Source organism: Pseudomonas yamanorum (genome assembly GCF_013386765.1).
GTDB classification, from domain to species: Bacteria; Pseudomonadota; Gammaproteobacteria; order Pseudomonadales; family Pseudomonadaceae; genus Aquipseudomonas; species Aquipseudomonas yamanorum_A.
Map to the genome: position 1 here is coordinate 10,509 of NZ_JACARE010000074.1, position 22,652 is coordinate 33,160.

A 22,652-nucleotide genomic window follows, 5' to 3' on the forward strand; every position below is an offset into this window, starting at 1 on the left:
ACGCCGGTTTAGCCGCGACGGGGCAGGGACGCCCCGTCGCGGCGGCCCGCTTCGTGCTACCGGAGTGCGGGCACACCGAGCACTAGCGAGGTGCCGAGTGGTGGGGCAAGAGCCCTTTTGGTTACTTTTGGGGCTCTTTTCCAAAAGTGACCCGCTGTAAGAGCGGAACCAATAGCAGCCGTTACCTAAATAACGGATATACACCCCAGCCTGACTTACCACCCCCAACACGTGCTTTTCAGATCACATGCGCCCGTTGCAACTCGGTCAACGCCAGTGCCTTGAGCCGCGCCAACAGCGGATCCCGCCGGTCTCGCGGGTGCACCAGATCCACCGCCAGCTCCTGGCGAATACTGCTCGGCCGGTTATCCATCACCAGCACCCGGTCACTCAGGTACAGCGCCTCGTCCACATCGTGGGTCACCAGCAACAGGGCGATCCCATGGTGCTCGGCCAATTGCAGCAGCAGGTCCTGCAGCTTCATGCGGGTAAACGCATCCACCGCGCTGAACGGCTCGTCCAGCAACAATACCTGCGGCCTTGAATACAACCCGCGAGCGATGGCCACCCGTTGTGCCATGCCGCCAGACAGGGCCTTGGGCAATGCCTGGGCAAACCCGCCAAGGCCCACCTCGTCAATCAATTGCGCCACCCAGGCCTTGTCGTACCCATCGTCATCACTGAAACCGATGTTTTGCTCCACCGTCAGCCACGGCATCAGGCGCGGTTCCTGGAAGACAAACGCGACCTCACCACCGCCCTGCAACAGCTCACCCTGGTAGTCCTTTTCCAGCCCGGCAACGATCCGCAGCAAGGTGCTTTTGCCGCATCCGCTGGGGCCGAGCAAGCTCACCGCTTCCCGTGGTTGCAACGCCAGATGCACGTTGGTCAGCACCGTGGTGGCGCCGAAGTTTTTCCGCTCGACGCGAATATCCAATAGCGGTTCGCTCATGCTCAACTCTCCGAACCTTGACCGTTGAAGGTGTCGCGCCAGACCAGGCAGCGTTTTTCCAGCGCGGCCAACAGGCCGTCGCTGATCTTGCCCAACAAGGCCAACACGATGATCGCGGCCAGCACAATGTCGGGCCGTGAGGTTTCCCGGCCATCGCTGAGCAGGTAACCCAGGCCCTTGGTCGCGGCGATCAACTCCGCCGCCACCAGAAACATCCACGCCAGGCTCAACCCGCTGCGCAAGCCGGTGAACAACCCGGGCAGGGCGGCAGGCAAAAGGATGCGGCGCACCAGGCGCGTACGGCTGAAGCCATACATCTGCCCGACTTCCACCAGCTTGCGGTCGATGTCGCGGATCGCCGCGACGCCGTTGAGGTACACCGGGAAGAACGCGCCGATGGCAATCAGCACGATCTTGGAGGTCTCATCAATCCCCAGCCACAGCAGCAACAGCGGCACCCAGGCCAGGCTCGGGATCGAACGCAGGCCGGCGAACGTCGGCTCCAGGTACGCCTCGGCCTCGCGGCTCAAGCCGACCCAGGCGGCAAATACCAGGGCCAGGCTGGCGCCGATGGTGAATCCCAGCAGCACCCGCAACAGGCTGGCGCTGATGTGTTTCCACAACGCGCCTTCGGCGAGGTCGGTGAGGGTCACGGCGATCTCGCTGGGGGCCGGCATCTGGTAGGACGGCAGCCAGCCGATGCGCACCACCACTTCGAGGATCACCAGGATCAGCACCGGCAACGCCAGGCCTTTCAATCGCCGTGGCCAGGCGCTGCGCTGCTCGGTGACAGTGGGCGCCAGTGCGACGGGCAGGGTTTCGCTTTTGCTGCTCATGACGCTCCCCTTATGGACGAGGCAACGCCTGGCCGAAGCTTGGGTCGATCAACTGGTCGATCACCTGATCCACATTCACCCCACGGCGCACCAATTCTTCCGACACCAGGATCGGCGCGGCAGCCTTGGACGACACCACGTCCTGGGCTGTAAGCAACGGGCTGCTCAAGTCGGTACGCGACAGTTGCAGCTTGGCCACGTCCAGGGGCAGGCCGGATTCGTCCGCCAGCAGCTTGGCGAATTCATCCGGGTGTTTCACCGCCCAGTCGCGGGCTTTTTCATAGGCGCCGAGCACCTTGGCGATGGTCTGCGGATGCTCCTTGGCGTACTTGTCGGTCACGCTGACCACGCCGTAGCTGTTGAAGTCCTTGTTGCGATACAGCAGGCGCGAACCGGCCTGGATTTCGCTGGCGGCCATGTGCGGGTCGAGACCGGCCCATGCGTCGACATCACCTTTCTCCAGGGCGGTACGGCCGTCCGGGTGTTGCAGGTGCACCAGTTCCACGTCGTCCTTGCTCAGGCCGGCTTTCTGCAGGCTGCGCAGGGTGAACAGGTACGGGTCGGTGCCTTTGGTGGCGGCGATTTTCTTGCCCTTGAGGTCGTTGACGCTCTTGAAGGTGGAGTCCTTGCGCACCACCAGCGCGGTCCACTCGGCGCGGCTGTACACATACACCGACTTGATCGGGCTGCCGTTGGCCCGGCTCAACACGGCCGACAGGCTCGCGGACGAGGCGAAGTCGACGCCGCCGCTGTTGAGGTATTCCAGGGAGCGGTTGCTGCCCTGGCTCAGCACCCAGCCGACCTTGGTTTTTGGCAGTGCTTCTTCGAGCCAGCCAAAGTGCTTGAGCACCAGGCTCACCGGGGAGTAATAGGCGTAGTCGAGGTTGACTTGCGCAGGGTCGGTTTCCGCTGCATGGGCCACCGGTTGCAGGCTGAGGGCGAGGGCGCAGGCGCCCAACAGGGTTTTGGCGAAGGGTTTCATGGAACAGCTCCGGACAAGGCGGGAAAGAGAAGGCTTTTCTTATATTCAGAAAATTCATATGGCATGTTCCATCATGCGTTATAGGAATATGCAGTCTCTGTGCCAGCGTCTTTGCGGTGCCGGGCAATACCCCAGGTAGCAGCTGTCGAGCCTAAGCGAGGCTGCGTCAGCGGTATATCAGACATACCGCTGACGCAGCCTCGCTAAGGCTCGACAGCTGCTACGTGGGGGGAGGGTGGAAGTGGGGAGGCGGGCACTTTGTTGAATCACTGTTGGCTGCGCAACAGCTTGCATATGTTTTTATGGAATAAATAAAGAGTTATATATTCCTTTTGTTGGTTTCACGAATAGGGCACTTTGAGTGCCTGCGCATTCGTGCGGATTGACCCAACAGACCAAAGGAAAGCCGACATGACCATTAAAGCGATCAACGTGCGCAACCAGTTCAAGGGCGTGATCAAGGAAATCCTGATCGGCGAAGTGGTGTCCGAGATCGACGTGCAAACCGCGTCGGGGATCGTGACGTCGGTGATTACCACGCGCTCGGTGCGTGACCTGGAATTGAAAGTGGGCAGTGAAGTGATTGCCTTTGTGAAATCGACCGAAGTGTCTATCGCCAAGCTGTAACTGCAATCCAGTTGTGAACCCAATCCAAATGTGGGAGCTGGCAAGCCAGCTCCCACACTGATTTGTGTAGATTTAGTTGAGTCGAGGTCCGCCTCCCGATGGCCGGGACCCAGGCTTCTCACCCGAAGCATCCGGCAGTTCCTTGGGCGTTTCGCTCGGGTCCTTGTAGTCCTTGTGCAAATCCCCATCCAGCCGGTTGCTCGACGAGCCGCCGCTTTGTGGCGTGGCGTCAAAGTGCTCCCACTCCGATTGCTGGAAGCGGAACAGGCTGTCATCGGTCGGCGTGTCGCGGCCGTGGTAATGGTGGATTTCGTAGTGGGCGTATTCGACCTTGTCGGCCCAGTTGTCCTGCAGCAAACCGTCGCCGGCCAGGTCGCGGTACCAGTCGTTTTCCTTCTCGGTAGCCTTCTGTTTTTTGTTGTGGTCGACGAAGTAGCCGATGATCCCGCCCACCACTGCCAACACCACGCCCACCAGGAACAGCGGCCCGGTCAGCGCCGCCGCCGTGCCTGCGCCAAACAGCGCCGCCGCGCCCAATACCCCGGCCGATGCGCCGAACGCACCGCCCGCCACCTGCAAGCCACCGGCGGCCTGAGCCAACGGGTCTTTGCTGTCCACGCCGCTTTTGATCGCCAGCGCGCCGAGCACGATGTCGGCAAAACCACCGGCGATATCGGTAGCCGGGCCCAGCACCTTGATTACGGAACCTGCGATTTTGGCCGATTGGGAGGCGCCCAGCTTGGCCGCGCCGGCTGCCTTAAGGCCGTCATCCAGGTGGGTGGCAAGACCTTCGGTGGCTTCGGTCACCGCCTTGTCGCCTTCGCCAAATAACTTGGCGACACCGTCGTACTGGCTGTCGGGCACCGCATCCAGGGCCGCGGCAATTTCCTTGCTGACCTTTGAGTCGATCTCGGTAGGCTTGCTGAAGTCGATGACCTTGCCCGCCGCGCCTTCCTTGCCCCAGATTTCCGGCAGGGTCTTGTCCAGGCCGAGGAAATCCACCAGGCCGCCCTTGCCCAGGGCTTCGCCGATCTTGTCGCCGAGCTTGACGAAGTGGCTCGCGCCGCCGGCAAAACTCAGGAAATCCTTGGCGATGGTCATGCGCTGGGCCGGGGTTTCGCCGAGCTTGCCGCCTTTGCCCACCAGTTGGTAAATCCCCGAGAACAGGCTGACGCCGGCGCCCATCGAGCCGAGGATGCCTTTGCTGTTGAGGGTGTTGAACACCTCGCCGAGCATGCCGCGATCCGCCACCGGGATATACGGTTTGCTCAGGGCGGTTTTCACATCGGCTTCGCTGATGGTGCCGCTGTTCTTGTAGACGTCGCCGAGTTCTTCCAGGGCCTTGGTCACGGCCGAGGATTTCTCCTTGCCCTCCAAACCTTCGTTGAGGAATTTCTCCAGCACTTCCTGGCTGCGCCGCGGCAGGTCCAGCAGGTTGCCCTTGAGCACGCCTTTGAGCAGGCCGAACAGGTCCTTGGTGGCCAGTTCCTTGTTTTCGTCGGAGATCTTGCTCGGGTCCGACAGGATCTCGTTGAGGTCGGTGGTGAGGCCGTCGGCCTGGATATTCTGCGCGGCCTTGGTGGCGGCTTCCGGATCGAACAGCGACAGCGAGGTGAGGGTGTTGCTCAGGTCCTGTTGGGCTTCGTGGCTCTTGCCCTGCTTTTGCAGGTCCTTGAGGTAGAGCACGTAGTCGGGGTTGCTGGTGAGGTCGAGGAGCTTCTGCTTGATCTCGTCCTTGTTGGGCAGGTGGCTGATGGCATCGTCCATCTTGGTCTTGTAGTCGGCCTGCACCGTCGGGTCTTTGAACAGTTCGCCGATCTGTTCCTGCACCGCCTTGCCGTCGATGATGTCGTGCATGTCGGCGGAGGTGAGTTCGGTCTGCTTGTCATCGAACTCGCGCCAGGTGGTGTTGAACGGGCGCTTGGATTCTTCATAGCCGGTGATGCCGTGGCCGTTCTGGTAGGCGGCCTGGGCTTCCAGGGCACGCACAAGCTTGGCTCGCGGGTCGTCCTTGGGAATCGAGCCGTCCTTGACGCCGGCGCGGTAGGTGTCGATCAGCTCGGTGGTGGCCAGCTCGCTGACGCTCTGGGTCGGCGATTTGTCGTCGTCCTTGTCGGCGTGCACGCCGGTGTCGAGGTTGAGCACGTCCAGTTCGTCGTTGCTCGGCAGGTTGTACTTGGCGCGGGTCTCATCCACCGTGCCGGCGCTCCAGGCCTCCCACTTGGCGACCACTTCATCGTAGAGCTGCGGGCTGAGTTCCTTGGAGACGATGACCTTGCCTTCGCTGGTTTCATAGCGGATCAGGCCGTCTCCCAGCTCGTCGGGGGAGCCGAAGGTGATGTCGGTGTTTTTCAGGAAATCATTCGGCCCGGCCAGCTTGTAGCCGGCGTCTTCACTGGAGTGGATCTTGCTCCAGGTGTCCTGGGCGGTGGCCACGCTCTTGAACAGTTCCGGGCTGACATCGGCCGACACCACGACCTTGGTGCCGTCGTGGGTTTCATAGGTCAGCACGTTGCCTTGCTGGCCTTCGATCCAGCCGAAGCCTTTGTAGTCATTCAGTTCCGGTGGCTGGGTGTTGGCGTCTGCCAGTGTGGAGCCGTCGTTGAGGGCGGATTCCACCGCGGCCTTTTTGTCGGGGTTGGTGTAGACCTCGTGCAGGCCTGCCAGGTAGTCGAACAGCTTGGGGTTGTCGTCCCGGGCCACGACCATTTTCTGGCCGTTGCTTTCAAAGCGGATCAGGCCCGGGCCGACTTCATCCTTGGGGCCCACGGTGGTGCCGGCGTAGGGCGGCCACACTTCGTTGTCGCCGGCGCGCTTGTAGCCGGCGTCTTCGCTGGTGGCAAGGCCGGTGAAGCTTTCATAGGCTTCCTTGGCCTTCTGGAACGCCTCGGGGTTGTCGCGCTGGCTGATGACGAATTTGTTGCCGTCCTGGGTTTCGTAGCGGATCACACCCGGGCCGGTTTCGTCGGGTGGGCCGAGGGACTTGTAGTCGCCGAGTTTTTCCGGGGCCGTGGCGTCGCCGCCCAGGCGCTGGTAGCCGGCGGCTTCGCTGGCGTTGACGCCGGAGAGTGCCTTGAAGTCGGCGCTGACTTGCTTGAACAGCTCGGGGCTGTCTTTTTCGCTGACGATGACTTTCTTGCCGTCCTGGGTTTCATAACGAATCAGGCCGGGGCCCACTTCGTCCGCCGGGCCGATGGCCTTGTAGTCGCCCAGGGTGGTGGGCGGCGCGGCGTCCTTGGCGGCCAGTTCATAGCCTTGTTCCTGGCTGGCAGCGAGCCCCTGCGCGGTCTTGTCGCCGGCCTCGACCTTCTTGTTATTGGCGCTGTTCTTGAGCAGCACATGGAACGCCGCGCCGGACTTGGGCGGAGCAACGGGAAGGGCTTTAGGGTCGGTCGAGCGGTTGAGCGGCTGGGTCGTCATGCCATGGAACTCCTGCTGTTACCGGTGGGACGAATCGGCAAAAACAGTAACAGCAGGGGTTCGGCGGTCGTTGCGAAAAGTTGTGAATTGCGCCTTAACGGTGACGCAGGCTGCGTTCCAGGCGGGCAATGCCTTCTTCCAGCATGGCCCGTGGGCAGCCGAAGTTCAGGCGCACGAACTGCTGGCTGTCATCGCCGAATTCAATCCCGGCGCTCAGGCCGACCTTGGCCTGTTCCAGGAAGAACTGTTGCGGGTCGTCCAGGCCCAGGGCGCTGCAATCCAGCCAGGCCAGGTAGGTGCCTTGGGGCGCATGCATCACTACGCCGGGCAGGCGGGTTTGCACGGCGTTCAACAGGTAATCGCGGTTGGCTTGCAGGTAGGCCACCAGCGCTTGCAGCCAGTCGCCGCAGTCGCTGTAGGCCGCGCGGGTGGCTTCCAGGCCCAGGGGGCTGACGCTGTCGACCATGCCGCAACGGGCGTGGTTGAAGCGCTCGCGGATCTCCGGGTTCTGTATCACTGCAAAGCAGGTCTTCAGCCCGGCGACGTTATAGGCCTTGCTCGCCGACATCAGGGTGATGGTGCGCTGGGCGATCTCGGGGCTGAGGCTGGCGGTGGGGATATGCCGGCGGCCGTCAAAGCACAGCTCGGCGTGGATCTCATCCGAGACGATCAGTGCGCCCTGGTCCAGGCAGGCGGTGGCCACGGCCAGCAGCTCTTCACGAGGGAAGACCTTGCCCATCGGGTTGTGGGGGTTGCTCAACAGCAGCGCGCCGGCGCCTTTGAGTGCTTCACGCATTGCGGGCAACGGCGTGAGGTACTCGCCCTCGGCGCTCAGTTCAAACGGCACTTCGATCTTCGGCAGGTTCCAGTGGCCGGGGGCCAGGCGGATCGGGCGATAGTTGGGGGTTTGCAACACCACCGGTTGCCCAGGCTGCACAAACGCATGCAAGGCCATGTTGAAACCCGGCTCGACACCCGGCAAGAACAGCAGCTCATCCGGCTGCACGCGCCAGGCGTACTTGGCCCACAGGTCGGCGACGATCGCTTCGCGCACGCCATCGCAGGCCACGCTGTAGCCGAGGATCTGCTGGCCGAGGCGCTGTTGCAGCGCCTGCAGCACGGCCGGTGGCGCGGCGATGTCCATGTCGGCAATCCACATCGGCAGAACGTCTTGCGGGTAACGACTCCACTTGGTGCTGCCGGTGCCGAGGCGGGAGTGGATCGTGTCGAAATCAAAGCTCATGGGTGGCTCGTGTCAGGGAGGCGGGCGTGGAAATGGCGCTGATTCTAGCGCCATTAATTTTATAGGCCAGCATTTGCGTATCTTCATTCGCCACATCGGCCCCAAGCTTCTACCCTGAAGGCATAGCCCTCAGGACGCCCAGTGCTCATGTACAAAGACCTGAAGTTCCCGGTTCTGATCGTACACCGCGACATCAAGGCCGACACCGTTGCCGGCGACCGCGTCCGAGGCATCGCCCGGGAGCTGGAACAGGAGGGCTTCAGTATCTTTTCGGCGGTGGACTACGCCGAGGGCCGCCTGGTGGCATCGACCCATCACGGCCTGGCCTGCATGCTGATTGCCGCCGAGGGGGCCGGGGAAAATACCCACCTGATGCAAAACATGGTGGAGCTGATCCGCCTGGCGCGGGTACGGGCTCCGAACCTGCCGATCTTCGCCCTCGGTGAGCAAGTCACCCTGGAAAACGCCCCGGCCGACGCCATGAGCGAACTCAACCAGTTGCGGGGGATTCTCTACCTGTTTGAAGACACCGTGCCGTTTCTCGCCCGGCAAGTGGCCCGGGCGGCGCGGGCTTATCTGGATGGCCTGTTGCCGCCATTCTTCAAGGCGCTGGTGCAGCACACGGCAGACTCCAATTACTCCTGGCACACACCCGGCCACGGCGGTGGCGTGGCCTATCGCAAGAGCCCGGTGGGGCAGGCGTTTCATCAGTTCTTCGGGGAAAACACCCTGCGCTCGGACTTGTCGGTGTCGGTGCCGGAGTTGGGTTCGCTGCTGGACCACACCGGGCCGCTGGCCGAGGCCGAAGCCCGGGCGGCGCGCAACTTCGGCGCCGATCACACCTACTTTGTGATCAATGGCACCTCCACCGCCAACAAGATCGTCTGGCATTCGATGGTGGGCCGCGACGACCTGGTGCTGGTGGACCGCAACTGCCACAAGTCGGTGTTGCACTCGATCATCATGACCGGCGCGATCCCGCTGTACCTGTGCCCGGAGCGCAATGAACTGGGGATTATCGGGCCGATTCCCCTGAGCGAGTTCAGCCCCGAGTCGATCCGCGCCAAGATCGACGCCAGCCCGCTGACCCGTGGCCGGCCAGCCAGGGTCAAGCTGGCGGTGGTGACCAATTCCACCTACGACGGCCTGTGCTACAACGCCGAGCTGATCAAGCAGCAACTGGGCAACAGCGTCGAGGTGCTGCACTTCGACGAAGCCTGGTACGCCTACGCGGCGTTTCATGAGTTCTTTGCCGGGCGCTACGGCATGGGCACCTCGCGCACGCCCGACAGCCCCCTGGTGTTCACCACGCACTCCACGCACAAGTTGCTGGCGGCGTTCAGCCAGGCCTCGATGATCCACGTGCAGGACGGCGGCGTGCGCAAGCTGGACCGTGACCGCTTCAACGAAGCCTTCATGATGCATATTTCCACCTCGCCGCAGTACAGCATCATCGCCTCCCTGGACGTGGCATCGGCCATGATGGAAGGCCCGGCGGGGCGTTCGTTGCTGCAGGAGATGTTTGACGAAGCCCTGAGCTTTCGTCGCGCCCTGGCCAACCTGCGCCAGCACATTGCCGCCGAAGACTGGTGGTTTTCCATCTGGCAGCCGCCGCTGGTGGCGGGCATCGACCGGGTGGTGACGGCGGACTGGCTGCTGCAACCCGAGGCGGACTGGCATGGCTTTGGCGATATTGCCGAAGACTATGTGCTGCTGGACCCGATAAAAGTCACCCTGGTAATGCCAGGCCTGAACGCTGGCGGGGCCTTGAGCGAGTGCGGAATCCCCGCTGCGGTTGTCAGTAAATTCCTCTGGGAACGTGGGCTGGTGGTGGAAAAGACCGGGCTGTATTCGTTCCTCGTGTTGTTTTCCATGGGCATCACCAAGGGCAAGTGGAGTACCCTGCTCACCGAATTACTGGAATTCAAGCGCAGTTATGACGCCAACGTAAGCCTCGCCAGCTGTTTGCCATCGGTGTTTGCGCAGGGGCCGGCGCGGTATCAGGGCCTGGGGTTGAAGGATCTGTGCGATCAGTTGCACGGCTGCTATCGCAGCAATGCCACGGCCAAGCACCTCAAGCGGATGTACACGGTTTTACCGGAAATCGCCATGAAACCGGCGGATGCCTACGACCTGTTGGTCAAGGGCGAAGTCGAGGCGGTGTCCATCGACGCTTTGCCGGGACGTATCGCAGCGGTCATGCTGGTGCCTTATCCGCCGGGCATTCCGTTGATCATGCCGGGGGAGCGGTTTACCGAGTCGACTCGCTCGATCATTGATTACCTGGCGTTTGCCAGGACGTTCGATAGCAGTTTCCCCGGCTTTGTCGCGGATGTGCATGGACTGCAACATGAAGATGACGGCAAGGGTCGTTGTTACACCGTCGACTGCATCAAGGGTTAAGAATGTTTATGCAAGCTGTGATGAACCCGAAGTACCCGGGCCTCAGTGTCCGGGTGGCGGACGAGGGATTTGACGCCTACGTGTGGGGTAACGACTTCAGTTTTGAGGTCGACGCCTACGGTGTGCCGGAAATGGGCAAGCGCGTCGATCAGTGGGCGGTGGAGCGGATCGTGCCTTACCGCAAATGCTACGGCATCGACCCCGAGGAATTCGCCAGCTTTCGCGACGTGCCAGACAGCGCGGTGTTCATGGCGTACCTGGATGACCGGCCCGTGGGGCATATCGTGGTCAGCACCAACTGGAACGGCTTTGCCCATGTGGATGAACTGGCGGTGGTACTGCCGGCGCGGCGCCACGGGGTGGCCAAGGCGTTGCTGGACGTGGCGCAGTTCTGGAGTCGCAAGAAGAACCTGCCGGGGATGATGCTCGAAACCCAGAACAACAACCTCGGTGCTTGCCGGTTGTATGAGCGTTGCGGGTACGTGATGGGCGGGATCGACCACCTGCGCTATCGCGGGATTGATCCGCAGACGCGCGAAGTGGCGATTTTCTGGTATCGGTTATTCAAGTCAGAACTGGAAGTGGTCTGAAGCCGGGCGCTGATTAACTGTGGGAGCTGGCTTGCCTGCGATAGCATCACCTCAGTGTTATTGATACACCGCGGTGTCCGCATCGCAGGCAAGCCAGCTCCCACATTTTTATCTCTGTTGGTCAGGAGAGAGTGTGTTGGTCAGCAGGCTTTCGGCCTTCTCGGTGACAATCTCCAGCAGAGCATTCAAGGCGGGCGATGCCTCGCTGCCTTTCAGCGTCAACGCATACAAAGTCACCACCATCGGCGGTGACAACGGGCAGGCATCCAGCCCGGCTTCCCGTGCACCCGTGGCGGTGAATGGGTCGACAATCGCCAGGCCTTCTCCGGCTTCAACCATGCTGCGCATCATCTGGTAGGTCTGCACCCGCGTCTGCACCACCGGCAACGGGCGCAGGGCTTGCAGCTTGCTGTCCAGCAGGCGGCTCAGCGGGTCCTGGCCTTCGAGCCCGATCATCGACTGCCCGGCCAGCTCCTGCAGCGCAATGTACTTCTGCCGAGGTTTCAGCCAGCCATGGGGCGCAAGCAATTGCAGCTTGCCGTGGGCCAGCGGGGTGCTGTGGATTTGCGGGTGTTCCGGGTCGTGCAGGCTCAGCCCCAGGTCGGCTTCGTGCAGCAGTAGGCTCTTGACGATCTCCCGGGTGGAGTGGCTGGAAAGGTTGCACGGCGTGTCTTGAAAGCGTCGGCGCAGCACGGCAATCGCCTGGGGCAACAACTGGTTGGCCAGCGGCGGGGTGCACAGGGCGCGCAAGGGCGGGGCATGGTGGTGTTTCAGGCTACTGGCCAGGCGCTGCACCGGCTCAAGGGCGGTATAGATGTGGGCAATTTCGCCCTGCAGCTCGAGGGTTTCCCGGGTGGCCTGCAAGCGTCCGCGCACACTGGCGAACAGCATGAAACCCAGTTGCAGCTCGGCGTCCTTGAGGGTCGCGTCTACATCGGCCACAGGCAGTTGCAACCATTCGGCGGCCGTGCCGAGGTGTCCGGTCTGCAAAATGGCCTGAATCACTTCGATATGACGTAAACGCATGGCCGGAGTCTATGTTTAGTGCGATAGGGATTCAATGGCTGAATCCCGGGCGTGGAAAAAAGACCCGGCGCGGGAACGGCCCAACTAGACTTGCACGATCAAGCCTCCTGGCACCTGCAACCAACAGGTCATACAAAGGGCGTATCAACCAAGGGATCCAAGGGGGAGCCTCATCGATGTTCGGTAAAACACAGACGCGCGGGTTTTCGTTGTGGGACCTGCTGGTGGTGGTGCTGGTGGTCGGCGTGCTGGCAATTGCGGTGGGGCCGCGGATCTTTGGCGACGTGACCCGGTCGGAAATCGCCACGGCCAAGGTCCAGTTGAACGAGCTGGGCAAGGCCGTGGAGCAGTTTCATCAGGATGTGGGGCGGTATCCAACGGATGACGAGGGCTTGGCGGCATTGACTGCTAAGCCTGCGGGGGAAGTGAAGTGGCGGGGGCCCTATCTCAAGGACGAAGACATGCTGACTGACCCCTGGGGCGTGGCCTATCAGTACCACTATCCTCCCAGCCAGGCCAAAATTCCTTTTGATCTGTTCTCGTTCGGCAAGGACCGAACACTGGGAGGCGTCGGCGATAATGTGGATATCGCCTATGGGGAATAAGGTCTTATGAAGCGTGGGTCGTTGCCGATTCGCGGGTGATGATGGTGCCCGACTGAATCAATCTGAATTCATCGCCGTCCAGTTTTTCTACACGATCGCCAATGGCCAGCTTGTAGGTAATGGTGGGCGCCGAGCCAGTCAGGTCGCCTTGGGGCGGGTTGGATTCCTGGAACTCATGCACCGAATAAACGCGACCTTCTGCGTCTCTGGCATGGAACTGTCCGACAAGTACTGCTGCCATCTGTTTAGAACCTCTGGAGATAAACACTCGATTTGCGGTTCTGTAGACCGTAGGAGAGCGGGGTAGTTTACCTATGGAAAAAAAATACTATTCGTTGACTTTTTCAGACATTACTTACAAGTCCGTCTGCGGTGTAAACGTCCCTGGAGATTGCAAAAACACGCTGGTGATAGCGCCGCGCAGGCTCTATAACTACAAGCTCCTTAAGTCAGAAACCGGGAAACCCCAATGAGCAAGGTCTACACGATTGCCGTACTGGTCGGCAGCTTGAGAAAAGAGTCGATCAACCGCAAGGTCGCCCTGGCATTGGCCGAGTTGGCGCCCGCCAACCTCAAGTTGAACATTGTCGAAATTGGCGATTTGCCGCTCTACAACGAGGACATCGACGGTGCTGCACCGCCGGCAGCCTACAGTACTTTCCGCCAGCACGTGCGTTCATCCGACGCGGTGCTGTTTGTGACCCCCGAATACAACCGCTCCGTGCCGGGTGTATTGAAGAATGCGATTGACGTTGGTTCACGCCCTTACGGCCAAAGTGTCTTCAGCGGCAAGCCGGGCGCGGTGATCAGCGTGTCTCCCGGTGCCATCGGCGGTTTTGGCGCCAATCACCATCTGCGCCAGTCGCTGGTGTTCCTTGATGTGCCGTGCATGCAGCAGCCGGAAGCCTACCTGGGTGGCGCGGGCAGCTTGTTTGACGAGTCGGGCAAGGTGTCGGAAAAGACCAAGCCGTTCTTGCAGGCGTTTATCGATGCCTATGGCAAGTGGGTGGAAAAACAGCACGGCTAAACCGCAACCCCCGTAGCAGCTGTCGAGCCCCAGCGAGGCTGCGTCGGGCGCGCCTGGCTCTTGTGCCAGGCTCGACATCAGCAGCGCGGCCAACGCAGCCTCGCTGGGGCTCGACAGCTGCTACGGGGGGGCGGCGTTAATCAGGCCAGGCGGTCGGCCAGGGCGATTGCCTGTTCGCCGGTGTGCTGGCGCGAGGCCAGGTCGACTTCGGGGCCCAGGATGGTTTTCTCAACAAACAGCGAGTGCACATCGGTTACCCCGATAAACCCCAGCCACGCATCCATATAGGGCTTCTGAAAGTCCATCGGTTGCGCCGCAGGCTCGGAAAAATCCATACCTCGTGCATACACATTCACCGCCGTCTTGTTGTGCAGCAGGCCACGCAAGCCGTGCTCGGGGCTGAATTCAAACAGCACATCTTTTTGCGATACCACGTCGATAAAATGCTTGAGCTTGTAAGGCACCGCGAAATTCCACAGCGGAACCGAGAACACCAGTACGTCAGCCTTGTGCAGGTGAGCGGCAAGGCTTTTCAGGGCGGCCCAGGCGGTCTCCTGTTCTTCGGTCAGCGGCGTGCCGCTCAGGCCGGCGTACTTGGCGTCCATCACCGGGCCGTCGAATTCCGGCAGGTCCAGGCTCCACAGGTCGAGGGTCAACACTTCGGTATCCGGCGCGTTCTGCTGGTAACGGGCAATAAACTGGCGGGCGATTTCCAGCGAGGCGGAACGCTGTTTGCGGGGTGAGCATTCGACGTGCAAAAGGACGGTCATGGTGGGTCTCGGCGGTAGGGGAAAGGACCCGAGCATTGCAACATAGTGGAACTTGAAATATAAATCGTGTTTCAACGCCTGATTAATCACGAATACGCATATGTTCGACGCCTTGTTACTCAAGACCTTTGTCGCGGTGGTGGACGAGGGCGGCTTCAGTCGCGCTGCCGAGCGCCTGCACCTGACCCAATCGGCGGTCAGTGGCCATTTGCGGCGCCTGGAAGAACAGGTGGGCAAGCCGCTGCTTACGCGTACCACCCGTTCGCAACAGCTGACGGCCGATGGCGAACGCCTGATGGCCTATGCCCGTGGAATTCTGGCGCTCAACCGCGATGCCTGGGCCGAGCTGACGCGCTCGGCGTTCAGCGGCAACCTGCGTGTCGGTGTGTCGGAGGAGTTCGCCGATGCCCGGCTGCTGCGGGAGTTGCAGGTGTTGGCGGCCGACTTCCCGGGCATGCAGGTCAGCGTCCAGGTGAGTATTCCGGGCTCATTGCTGAGCCTGATGAAGCAGGGCGAGTTGGATGTAGTGATCGGTTCGCTGTGTGAGTCCAGCGAGCCTGGGCTGGCGTTATGGCAAGAGCCATTGGTGTGGGCCTGGTCGGCGCAACCGCTGGGTACATTGCCAACTCCGTTGCCCCTGGCGCTGTTTCCGGAACCCTGTCCTTACCGCGAGGCGGCGTTGACCCGTCTTGCGCAGGCCGGTATCCCCCAGCGTACGGCCATGCTGTGTACCAGCTATGCCGGCTTGCACGCCGCGGCGCTGGCGGGTTTTGCCATTGCACCGATGGCCCGCAGCCAGGTGACCCAAGGCTTGGCGGTGCTCGGCACCGAGCATGGCTTGCCGCCCTTGCCCGATGCCGAGTTTCGCCTGTTCAGTGCGCCGGATGCCGACCCGCGAGTGGTCGAGGCTATCACGGCGCTGATCGTGCGCTACGGCGCTACCCGGCGCTATTAACGCAACCAGTTGGTCCGCGCCAACTCGATCACTTCATCACCGCGCCCACTCATCACCGCCTTGAGCATGTACAGGCTGAAGCCCTTGGCCTGTTCCAGCTTGATGCTGGGCGGCATCACCAGCTCCTGGGTAGCGGTGACCACGTCCACCAGCACCGGGCCGTCGTGGGCCAGGGCGCGGCGCAGTGCCGGCTCCAGGTCTTCGGACTGCTCGACGCGAATGCCGAGGATGCCCATGGCGTTGGACATGGCGGCAAAGTCCGGGTTCTTCAGCTCGGTGCCGGTGTCCAGGTAGCCCGCGGCTTTCATCTCCATGGCGACAAAGCCCAGGGACGAGTTGTTGAACACCACGAGTTTCACCGGCAGGTTCAACTGCGCCAGGCTGATGAAGTCGCCCATCAGCATGGTGAAACCACCGTCGCCCGACATCGAAATCACCTGGCGCCCGGGAAACGCCGCTTGCGCGCCGATGGCCTGGGGCATGGCGTTGGCCATCGAACCGTGGTTGAACGAGCCGATCAACCGGCGCTTGCCATTCATTTTCAGGTAGCGCGCCGCCCACACGGTGGGTGATCCAACGTCGGCGGTGAAGATCGCGTCGTCGTCGGCCAGTTCACTCAGCAGCCGCGCAACGTATTGCGGGTGGATCGGCCGGCCGGCCTTTGACGGCTCGGCCAGGTCATCCAGGCCTTGGCGCGCTTTCTCGTAATGCTTGAGGGAGGTTTCGAGGAAGCTGCGATCCGTCTTGCGGGTCAGGCGCGGCAGCAGTGCCTGAATGGTTTCGCTGACGTCTGCGGCAATCCCCAGGTCCAGGGTGGCACGCCGGCCCAGGGCCTGCGGGTTGCGGTCGACCTGGATGATCTTCGCGTCGGTGGGGTAGAACTGGCGGTACGGGAAGTCGGTGCCGAGCATGATCAGCGTGTCGCAGTTGAGCATGGCGTGGTAACCGGAGCTGAAGCCGATCAGGCCGGTCATGCCGACGTCGAACGGGTTGTCCCACTCCACGTGCTCCTTGCCGCGCAGGGCATGCACCACGGGCGCGCCAAGGGCGTCGGCCAGGGCCACCACTTCATCGTGCGCGCCGGCACAGCCGCTGCCGCACAGCAGGGTGACTTTGCCGCTGTGTTCAAGGATATCGGTGAGGCGTTGCAGGTCTTGTTCCGCCGGCAACGTACGGGGTGCCAACAGGGCCGGCCATGGCTTGAATGTGTCTTCCACTTCCAGCAGCGACACATCCCCGGGAATCACCACCACCGCCACGCCACGGTTGAGGATCGCCGAGCGCATGGCGCGGTGCAGCACGTGGGGCATCTGTTCGGGGTTGGTCACCAGCTCGATAAAGTGGCTGCACTCCTTGAACAGCTCCTGGGGATGGGTTTCCTGGAAGTAGTTCAGGCCGATCTCGGAGGAGGGGATCTGCGCCGCGATGGCCAGCACCGGCACATGGTTGCGATGGCAGTCGAACAGCCCGTTGATCAAATGCAGGTTGCCGGGGCCACAGCTGCCGGCGCACACCGTCAGTTCGCCGGTGGCGGCCGCTTCGGCGCCAGCGGCAAACGCCGCCACTTCTTCGTGGCGCACGTGCATCCACTCGATGCTGTCCATGGTGCGCAGGGAGTCGGTCAGGCCGTTGAGGCTGTCGCCGGTCAGGCCCCAGATGCGCTTGATGCCCGCCTGTTCAAGGGTGGTCGCCAATTGCTGGGCCAGGGTGATTTTCGCCATGAAGAACTCCAATCGTCAGTGAGGGTAAAAAGCTGCTGATCAGTAGAGGACAGTTCCATGGCGCTGAATGCTCCCCGCTCAATGTGAAGAATTGGTCATCGCGGCGCGATATTGACGGGTACGGCGGGCGATAAACAGTTGGTCCTTGATCAGGGCCAGCAGTGGCGAAACCCCGGGTTTCGGCTGGCGGCCACGGCTCAGGCGGCGTAGCTGATAACGCACCACCGCCATGCTCGCCAGGCTGGCCAGGGGTTTGCGCTTCCAGCGGATCGGCGGCAGTTGCGGGTTGAGGTCACGGCCGGCGCGCCATTGCTTGATCAGGTGCGGCTCCAGGGTGAGGGCGGTGGCGATCCCGGCCATGGCGATGCCGCTGTCGAGTACTTGCTGCACGATGGGCAAGCGCCGGATACCGCCGGTGACCATCACCGGCATGCTGGCGACTTTTGCCAGGTCGCTGGCCATCTCGATGAAATAGGCTTCGCGGGCCAGGGTGCGTCCGTCGCGGGCTTCGCCTTGCATGGCCGGGGCTTCGTAGCTGCCGCCCGACAACTCCAGCAGGTCGATGGCCAGCGGGTTGAGCAACTCGACCACGGCGCGGGCGTCGGCGGCGTCAAACCCACCGCGCTGGAAGTCGGCGGAGTTGAGTTTCACCGCCACGCAGAAACCCGGGCTCACGGCAGCGCGCACAGCCTTGATCACCTCCAGCAGGAGCCGCGCACGGTTTTCCACGCTGGCGCCCCAGCGGTCTGTGCGCTGGTTGCTCAAGGGCGAGAGAAACTGGCTGAGCAGATAGCCGTGGGCCGCGTGGATCTGCGCCCCGTTGAAGCCGGCCTTTTCGGCGAGACGCGCGCTGGTGGCGAAGCGCGTGATGACGTCCTGGATGTCGTCCTCGGTCATTGCCTTGGGCTGGGCGAACATCTTCGAAAAGCCGCCAAGGTCGAGGGACACTGCCGAAGGCGCCAAGGCCTGCTGGCCGAGATTGGCCATGGTCTGGCGGCCCGGGTGGTTGAGCTGCACCCAGAACTGCGCACCCTTGGCCCGACCGATATTGGCCCACTGGCGAAATCTGGCCAGGTGGCGTTCGTCCTCCAGCACCACACCGCCGGGGCCGGTCATGGCGCGGCGGTCGATCATCACGTTGCCGGTCAGGATCAGGCCGGGCTCGCCTTCGGCCCAGGCTTGATACAGGCGCATCAGGGCCTCGGAAGGCGCCTGGTCGGCATCCGCCATGTTCTCTTCCATCGCCGCCTTGGCGATGCGGTTACCGATGACTTGACCGTTGGGCAATTGCAATGCTTCAAAGGGCGACATGCTTGACTCCTCACAATGGGAGCGCTCAGGCTAAGCTTAAAGGTAACTTTAAGGTCAATGGGGTAGGCGATGAATATCGGTGAACTGGCGGAACGCAGTGGATTGGCGGCGTCGAAGATTCGTTTTTATGAAGCCCAGGGGTTGATCCAGGTGGAGCGGCAAGGCAATGGCTATCGCCGTTATCCCACGCAGACGTTGCAGACGCTGCAATTGATCCAGGGCGCCCAGCGGGCGGGTTTCAGCTTGCAGGAGTTGAAGGCCTTGATGCCGGATGACGCACCCAGTGAGGCCAAGCGCGCCGATATCGTCTCAAGGCTGGAACGCAAAATTGCACAGATAGAAGAGCTGCAGGCCCGTATGGACGAGAGCAAGGCCGAGCTGCGTGCCGTGATCGCAACGATCCAGTCGCACCCGCAAGGCACGCCGTGCACCCAGGCGCAGGACAAAGTCTGGGCCTCGATCGAGGCGCATAAAAAAACGCCGCGCATCTGACGATACGCGGCGTTCGTTTACAGCAACAAAACCTTAGGCTTGAACCACAGGAATGTTGGCGTTTGCAGCGGCTTCACGGAACTCGGCGATCTGGTCAAAACTCAGGTAGCGATATACGTCGCTGGCCATGGTGTTGATCTTCGCGGCGTATTCCATGTACTCCTCGACGGTCGGCAGGCGACCCAGGATGGAAGCTACCGATGCCAGCTCGGCCGAAGCCAGGTAGACGTTCGCGCCGTCACCCAGGCGGTTCGGGAAGTTACGGGTCGAAGTCGACACAACCGTCGAGTTCGGCTCTACACGTGCCTGGTTACCCATGCACAGCGAGCAGCCCGGCATTTCCATGCGCGCGCCAGCCTTGCCGTAGATGCCGTAGTAGCCTTCTTCGGTCAGTTGGTGAGCGTCCATCTTGGTCGGCGGCGACAGCCACAGACGGGTTGGCAGCTGACCCTTGACCTGATCCAGCAGTTTACCGGCAGCGCGGAAGTGACCGATGTTGGTCATGCACGAACCGATGAACACTTCGTCGATCTTCTCGCCTTGTACCGACGACAGCAGACGGGCGTCGTCCGGATCGTTTGGCGCGCAGAGCACAGGCTCCTTGATGTCGGCCAGGTCGATCTCGATGATTTCAGCGTATTCGGCGTCAGCATCGGCAACCATCAGCTCAGGGTTGGCAACCCAGGCTTCCATCGCTTGGGCGCGACGTTCCAGGGTACGCGCATCGCCGTAGCCTTCACCGATCATCCAGCGCAGCAGGGTGATGTTGGAGTTCAGGTACTCGGTGATGGATTCTTTCGACAGCTTGATGGTGCAACCGGCAGCCGAACGTTCAGCCGAGGCGTCGGACAGCTCGAAGGCTTGTTCGATGCTCAGATTGTCCAGGCCTTCGATTTCCAGGATGCGGCCGGAGAAGGCGTTCTTCTTGCCTTTCTTCTCTACGGTCAGCAGGCCAGCCTGGATCGCGTAGTAAGGAATGGCGTGAACCAGGTCACGCAGGGTGATGCCAGGCTGCATTTCGCCTTTGAAGCGCACCAGGATCGATTCCGGCATGTCCAGCGGCATAACGCCGGTGGCTGCGGCGAACGCTACCAGGCCGGAACCGGCCGGGAACGAAATGCCCATCGGGAAACGGGTGTGGGAGTCACCACCGGTACCGACGGTGTCCGGCAGCAGCATGCGGTTCAGCCAGCTGTGGATGATGCCGTCGCCTGGACGCAGCGATACACCGCCACGGGTCATGATGAAGTCAGGCAGGGTGTGGTGGGTGGTCACGTCGATCGGCTTAGGGTACGCCGCGGTATGGCAGAACGACTGCATTACCAGATCGGTGGAGAAACCCAGGCACGCCAGGTCTTTCAGTTCGTCACGGGTCATAGGACCGGTGGTGTCCTGGGAGCCGACGGTGGTCATCTTCGGTTCGCAGTAGGTGCCTGGACGAACGCCAGCCACGCCGCACGCCTTGCCGACCATTTTCTGCGCCAGGGTGTAGCCCTTGTCGCTTTCGGCCGGAGCTTCCGGCAGTTTGAACAGGGTCGAAGGTGGCAGACCCAGCTCAACGCGAGCCTTCTCGGTCAGGCCACGGCCGATGATCAGCGGGATACGACCGCCGGCACGGACTTCGTCCAACAGGACCGGGGTCTTCATTTCGAAGGTGGTCAGGACTTCATCGCTGTTGTGCTTGGTGACTTTGCCAGCATGCGGGTACAGGTCGATCACGTCGCCCATGTTCATGTTGGTGACGTCGAACTCGATTGGCAGTGCGCCGGCATCTTCCATGGTGTTGTAGAAGATTGGGGCGATCTTGCTGCCGAAGCAGAAACCGCCAGCGCGCTTGTTCGGCACGTAAGGAACGTCGTCGCCGAAGAACCACAGCACCGAGTTGGTGGCCGATTTACGCGACGAACCGGTACCGACCACGTCACCGACGTAGGCGATCGGGAAGCCTTGGCCGCGCATTTCTTCGATCTGCTTCATCGGGCCGGTCTTGCCTTGCTCATCCGGCACGATGCCTTCACGGGCCATTTTCAGCATGGCCAGGGCGTGCAGCGGGATGTCAGGACGGGACCAGGCGTCCGGGGCAGGGGACAGGTCGTCGGTGTTGGTTTCGCCAGTCACCTTGAATACGCGCAGGCTGATCTTGTCGGCCAGGGTCGGGCGGTTCTTGAACCACTCGCCATCGGCCCAGGACTGGATCACGGCTTTGGCGTGTTCGTTGCCGTTCTTGGCTTTTTCGGCGACGTCGTGGAACGCGTCGAACATCAGCAGGGTGTGCTTGAGTTGGGTGGCAGCGACGGGAGCCAGGGTGGCGTCGTCCAGCAGCTCGACCAGGGTCACGATGTTGTAGCCGCCTTGCATGGTGCCGAGCAGTTCAACAGCGCGTTTCTTGTCGATCAGGGGAGAAGTGGCTTCGCCCTTGGCCAGGGCAGACAGGAAACCGGCCTTGACGTAGGCAGCTTCGTCAACGCCTGGTGGAATGCGGTTGGTGATCAGGTCAACGAGGAATTCTTCTTCGCCAGCCGGGGGATTTTTCAGCAGCTCGACCAGGCCTGCGGTTTGTTCGGCATTAAGCGGCTGGGGAACGATACCCAGGGCTGCACGCTCTTCGATATGTTTGCGGTAGGCTTCAAGCACAGTTATTACCCTCATCAGTGGTCCCACGGGACGCTCATCCAGAAATGCACGGCACGCATGCGCTCGGGGGCTTTTTGGGCCGTAGAGCCAGCGCTGCCGGCAATCCTCACAGAAGCTGCTTTCAAAGTTTTACGCCTGCAGAACGGAGCTGATGAGGGTTGGCGCTGGCTATTTACCGGGTAAATAACCATCGCCAACACCGTTCTTTAGGAACGACTGTGCTCGTGACGCTTTGAAAACAGCTTCCAACGGATTATTGGCGCCTTACAAGGCCGGATGATTCTACGGTAAAAAATGTCTGAACGTAAGTTGCCTTGCCAAGTTTGCAGGGTGATCAACCTTAGACAAAGGGCTAACATGTGCAACTGTTTCGCTGATTTGTGCGTTGTCGACCATGTCCAACCAGACCATCAAGACCCCCTGCGTAGGCCTGTGCTCCACGGTTTACGGCGATCTCGTGTGCCGGGGTTGCAAGCGGTTTCACCATGAGGTGATTCAGTGGAACGGGTATAACGAGGAGGAAAAACGGGCGGTTTGGCTCAGGCTTGAGCAGTTGTTGGTGCAGGTGATGGCGGGGAAGCTTGAGGTGTTTGATCCGAAAATGCTTCGGGGGCAGCTTGAGCAGCGCAAGATTCGGTTTGTGCCGCATCAGTCGGAGTACTGCTGGGCCTATCAGTTGATTGCCCGGGGGGCTCGGGTGATCAGCAATCTTGAGGCTTACGGGATGGTGTTGATGCCGGAGTTTCGGGAGTGGGGGTTGCCTGAATTGCGTGATGCGATTGATCGGGAGTTTTTTATTTTGTCTGAGGCGCATTATCAGCGGTATATCGCGCCGGGGTTTCTCAGGGATGCTCTGTGATTGAGTACATATCCGTTGTTTAGGTAACGGCCGCTTATGGTTCCGCTCTTACAGCGGGTCACTTTTGAAAAGCGCAAAAGTAACCAAAACGCTCTGCCCCGCCTGTCGGCGCCTCGCCTAGGCTCGGTGTTCCCTCACTCCGGGATTGCTCCGCGGGCCGCCGCGACGGGGCGTCCCTGCCCCGTCGCGGCTAAACCGG

Annotated in this window: 19 protein-coding genes; 8 read left to right on the plus strand and 11 right to left on the minus strand. The window is 61.5% G+C overall.

The genetic code is table 11. The features are described 5' to 3' along the window. Positions 1 to 238 precede the first annotated feature (238 nt). From HX875_RS31875 to HX875_RS31885, 3 genes are read right to left on the minus strand one after another with little or no spacing between them, the layout of a single operon-like run. Positions 239 to 952 carry an ABC transporter ATP-binding protein gene (locus HX875_RS31875; RefSeq protein ID WP_177048916.1) on the minus strand — a complete coding sequence of 238 codons (714 nt, stop codon included), beginning with the start codon at positions 950 to 952 and terminating at the stop codon, positions 239 to 241. Positions 953 to 954: 2 nt separating this feature from the next. Then, the gene (locus tag HX875_RS31880) at positions 955 to 1,788 is read right to left on the minus strand and encodes an ABC transporter permease (RefSeq protein WP_177048917.1); all 834 of its coding nucleotides are present in this window, start codon (positions 1,786 to 1,788) and stop codon (positions 955 to 957) included. A gap of 10 nt (positions 1,789 to 1,798) precedes the next feature. Further along, complete coding sequence (locus HX875_RS31885; RefSeq protein WP_177048918.1) at positions 1,799 to 2,770, minus strand: aliphatic sulfonate ABC transporter substrate-binding protein; 972 nt, start codon at positions 2,768 to 2,770, stop codon at positions 1,799 to 1,801. 411 nt (positions 2,771 to 3,181) lie between these two features. Here HX875_RS31885 and HX875_RS31890 point away from each other — a divergent pair, with 411 nt between their 5' ends. Then, positions 3,182 to 3,397: a TOBE domain-containing protein gene (locus HX875_RS31890; RefSeq protein ID WP_003217010.1), complete on the plus strand. Its 216-nt coding sequence runs from the start codon at positions 3,182 to 3,184 to the stop codon at positions 3,395 to 3,397. Positions 3,398 to 3,469: 72 nt separating this feature from the next. On the opposite strand, the gene HX875_RS31895 is transcribed toward HX875_RS31890, so the two are convergent. Further along, positions 3,470 to 6,817: a hypothetical protein gene (locus tag HX875_RS31895; protein ID WP_177048919.1), complete on the minus strand. Its 3,348-nt coding sequence runs from the start codon at positions 6,815 to 6,817 to the stop codon at positions 3,470 to 3,472. Positions 6,818 to 6,911: 94 nt separating this feature from the next. Next, the gene (locus HX875_RS31900) at positions 6,912 to 8,060 is read right to left on the minus strand and encodes a MalY/PatB family protein (protein ID WP_177048920.1); all 1,149 of its coding nucleotides are present in this window, start codon (positions 8,058 to 8,060) and stop codon (positions 6,912 to 6,914) included. Between the two features lie 147 nt (positions 8,061 to 8,207). Here HX875_RS31900 and HX875_RS31905 point away from each other — a divergent pair, with 147 nt between their 5' ends. Both HX875_RS31905 and HX875_RS31910 read left to right on the plus strand, forming a co-directional pair. After that, entirely contained in the window at positions 8,208 to 10,463 is a 2,256-nt protein-coding gene (locus tag HX875_RS31905; protein ID WP_177048921.1) for an Orn/Lys/Arg decarboxylase N-terminal domain-containing protein, read from the plus strand. Between the two features lie 20 nt (positions 10,464 to 10,483). Beyond that, a complete protein-coding gene (locus HX875_RS31910; RefSeq protein ID WP_177048930.1) occupies positions 10,484 to 11,053 on the plus strand; it encodes a GNAT family N-acetyltransferase in 570 nt (189 codons plus the stop codon). A gap of 108 nt (positions 11,054 to 11,161) precedes the next feature. Here the strand turns inward: HX875_RS31910 and HX875_RS31915 are convergent, their stop codons facing one another. Next, positions 11,162 to 12,079: a LysR substrate-binding domain-containing protein gene (locus HX875_RS31915; RefSeq protein ID WP_177048922.1), complete on the minus strand. Its 918-nt coding sequence runs from the start codon at positions 12,077 to 12,079 to the stop codon at positions 11,162 to 11,164. Between the two features lie 176 nt (positions 12,080 to 12,255). On the opposite strand from HX875_RS31915, the gene gspG reads away from it, so the two are divergent. After that, complete coding sequence (gspG, locus tag HX875_RS31920) at positions 12,256 to 12,684, plus strand: type II secretion system major pseudopilin GspG (protein WP_177048923.1); 429 nt, start codon at positions 12,256 to 12,258, stop codon at positions 12,682 to 12,684. 4 nt (positions 12,685 to 12,688) lie between these two features. Here gspG and HX875_RS31925 read toward each other — a convergent pair whose 3' ends face one another. After that, a complete protein-coding gene (locus HX875_RS31925; protein WP_010171188.1) occupies positions 12,689 to 12,925 on the minus strand; it encodes a hypothetical protein in 237 nt (78 codons plus the stop codon). Positions 12,926 to 13,153: 228 nt separating this feature from the next. Here HX875_RS31925 and HX875_RS31930 point away from each other — a divergent pair, with 228 nt between their 5' ends. Further along, complete coding sequence (locus HX875_RS31930) at positions 13,154 to 13,711, plus strand: NADPH-dependent FMN reductase (RefSeq protein ID WP_177048924.1); 558 nt, start codon at positions 13,154 to 13,156, stop codon at positions 13,709 to 13,711. Positions 13,712 to 13,851: 140 nt separating this feature from the next. Here the strand turns inward: HX875_RS31930 and HX875_RS31935 are convergent, their stop codons facing one another. Then, positions 13,852 to 14,481 carry an FMN-dependent NADH-azoreductase gene (locus HX875_RS31935; RefSeq protein WP_177048925.1) on the minus strand — a complete coding sequence of 210 codons (630 nt, stop codon included), beginning with the start codon at positions 14,479 to 14,481 and terminating at the stop codon, positions 13,852 to 13,854. 100 nt (positions 14,482 to 14,581) lie between these two features. On the opposite strand from HX875_RS31935, the gene HX875_RS31940 reads away from it, so the two are divergent. Then, entirely contained in the window at positions 14,582 to 15,436 is an 855-nt protein-coding gene (locus HX875_RS31940; RefSeq protein WP_177048926.1) for a LysR family transcriptional regulator, read from the plus strand. Here the strand turns inward: HX875_RS31940 and poxB are convergent. After that, positions 15,433 to 17,157 (minus strand): ubiquinone-dependent pyruvate dehydrogenase, encoded by a 1,725-nt coding sequence (gene poxB, locus HX875_RS31945; protein ID WP_010171185.1) that lies wholly within the window; start codon positions 17,155 to 17,157, stop codon positions 15,433 to 15,435. The two genes, HX875_RS31940 and poxB, sit on opposite strands and share 4 nt — an antisense overlap. A gap of 78 nt (positions 17,158 to 17,235) precedes the next feature. Continuing rightward, the gene (locus HX875_RS31950) at positions 17,236 to 18,468 is read right to left on the minus strand and encodes an NADH:flavin oxidoreductase/NADH oxidase family protein (protein WP_177048927.1); all 1,233 of its coding nucleotides are present in this window, start codon (positions 18,466 to 18,468) and stop codon (positions 17,236 to 17,238) included. 69 nt (positions 18,469 to 18,537) lie between these two features. On the opposite strand from HX875_RS31950, the gene HX875_RS31955 reads away from it, so the two are divergent. Then, complete coding sequence (locus HX875_RS31955; RefSeq protein ID WP_177048928.1) at positions 18,538 to 18,960, plus strand: MerR family transcriptional regulator; 423 nt, start codon at positions 18,538 to 18,540, stop codon at positions 18,958 to 18,960. Positions 18,961 to 18,993: 33 nt separating this feature from the next. Here HX875_RS31955 and acnB read toward each other — a convergent pair whose 3' ends face one another. Next, positions 18,994 to 21,594: a bifunctional aconitate hydratase 2/2-methylisocitrate dehydratase gene (acnB, locus tag HX875_RS31960; protein ID WP_177048931.1), complete on the minus strand. Its 2,601-nt coding sequence runs from the start codon at positions 21,592 to 21,594 to the stop codon at positions 18,994 to 18,996. Positions 21,595 to 21,988: 394 nt separating this feature from the next. Between acnB and HX875_RS31965 the strand changes: the two genes are divergently transcribed. Further along, a complete protein-coding gene (locus tag HX875_RS31965; RefSeq protein WP_177048929.1) occupies positions 21,989 to 22,453 on the plus strand; it encodes a DUF1289 domain-containing protein in 465 nt (154 codons plus the stop codon). The last annotated feature ends 199 nt before the right edge of the window (positions 22,454 to 22,652 follow it).

Coding starts and splice junctions, on each gene's coding strand:
- HX875_RS31875 (WP_177048916.1), bottom strand. CDS start 952: ATGAGCGAACCGCTATTGGATATTCGCGTCGAGCGGAAAAACTTCGGC.
- HX875_RS31880 (WP_177048917.1), bottom strand. CDS start 1,788: ATGAGCAGCAAAAGCGAAACCCTGCCCGTCGCACTGGCGCCCACTGTC.
- HX875_RS31885 (WP_177048918.1), bottom strand. CDS start 2,770: ATGAAACCCTTCGCCAAAACCCTGTTGGGCGCCTGCGCCCTCGCCCTC.
- HX875_RS31890 (WP_003217010.1), top strand. CDS start 3,182: ATGACCATTAAAGCGATCAACGTGCGCAACCAGTTCAAGGGCGTGATC.
- HX875_RS31895 (WP_177048919.1), bottom strand. CDS start 6,817: ATGACGACCCAGCCGCTCAACCGCTCGACCGACCCTAAAGCCCTTCCC.
- HX875_RS31900 (WP_177048920.1), bottom strand. CDS start 8,060: ATGAGCTTTGATTTCGACACGATCCACTCCCGCCTCGGCACCGGCAGC.
- HX875_RS31905 (WP_177048921.1), top strand. CDS start 8,208: ATGTACAAAGACCTGAAGTTCCCGGTTCTGATCGTACACCGCGACATC.
- HX875_RS31910 (WP_177048930.1), top strand. CDS start 10,484: ATGAACCCGAAGTACCCGGGCCTCAGTGTCCGGGTGGCGGACGAGGGA.
- HX875_RS31915 (WP_177048922.1), bottom strand. CDS start 12,079: ATGCGTTTACGTCATATCGAAGTGATTCAGGCCATTTTGCAGACCGGA.
- gspG (WP_177048923.1), top strand. CDS start 12,256: ATGTTCGGTAAAACACAGACGCGCGGGTTTTCGTTGTGGGACCTGCTG.
- HX875_RS31925 (WP_010171188.1), bottom strand. CDS start 12,925: ATGGCAGCAGTACTTGTCGGACAGTTCCATGCCAGAGACGCAGAAGGT.
- HX875_RS31930 (WP_177048924.1), top strand. CDS start 13,154: ATGAGCAAGGTCTACACGATTGCCGTACTGGTCGGCAGCTTGAGAAAA.
- HX875_RS31935 (WP_177048925.1), bottom strand. CDS start 14,481: ATGACCGTCCTTTTGCACGTCGAATGCTCACCCCGCAAACAGCGTTCC.
- HX875_RS31940 (WP_177048926.1), top strand. CDS start 14,582: ATGTTCGACGCCTTGTTACTCAAGACCTTTGTCGCGGTGGTGGACGAG.
- poxB (WP_010171185.1), bottom strand. CDS start 17,157: ATGGCGAAAATCACCCTGGCCCAGCAATTGGCGACCACCCTTGAACAG.
- HX875_RS31950 (WP_177048927.1), bottom strand. CDS start 18,468: ATGTCGCCCTTTGAAGCATTGCAATTGCCCAACGGTCAAGTCATCGGT.
- HX875_RS31955 (WP_177048928.1), top strand. CDS start 18,538: ATGAATATCGGTGAACTGGCGGAACGCAGTGGATTGGCGGCGTCGAAG.
- HX875_RS31965 (WP_177048929.1), top strand. CDS start 21,989: ATGTCCAACCAGACCATCAAGACCCCCTGCGTAGGCCTGTGCTCCACG.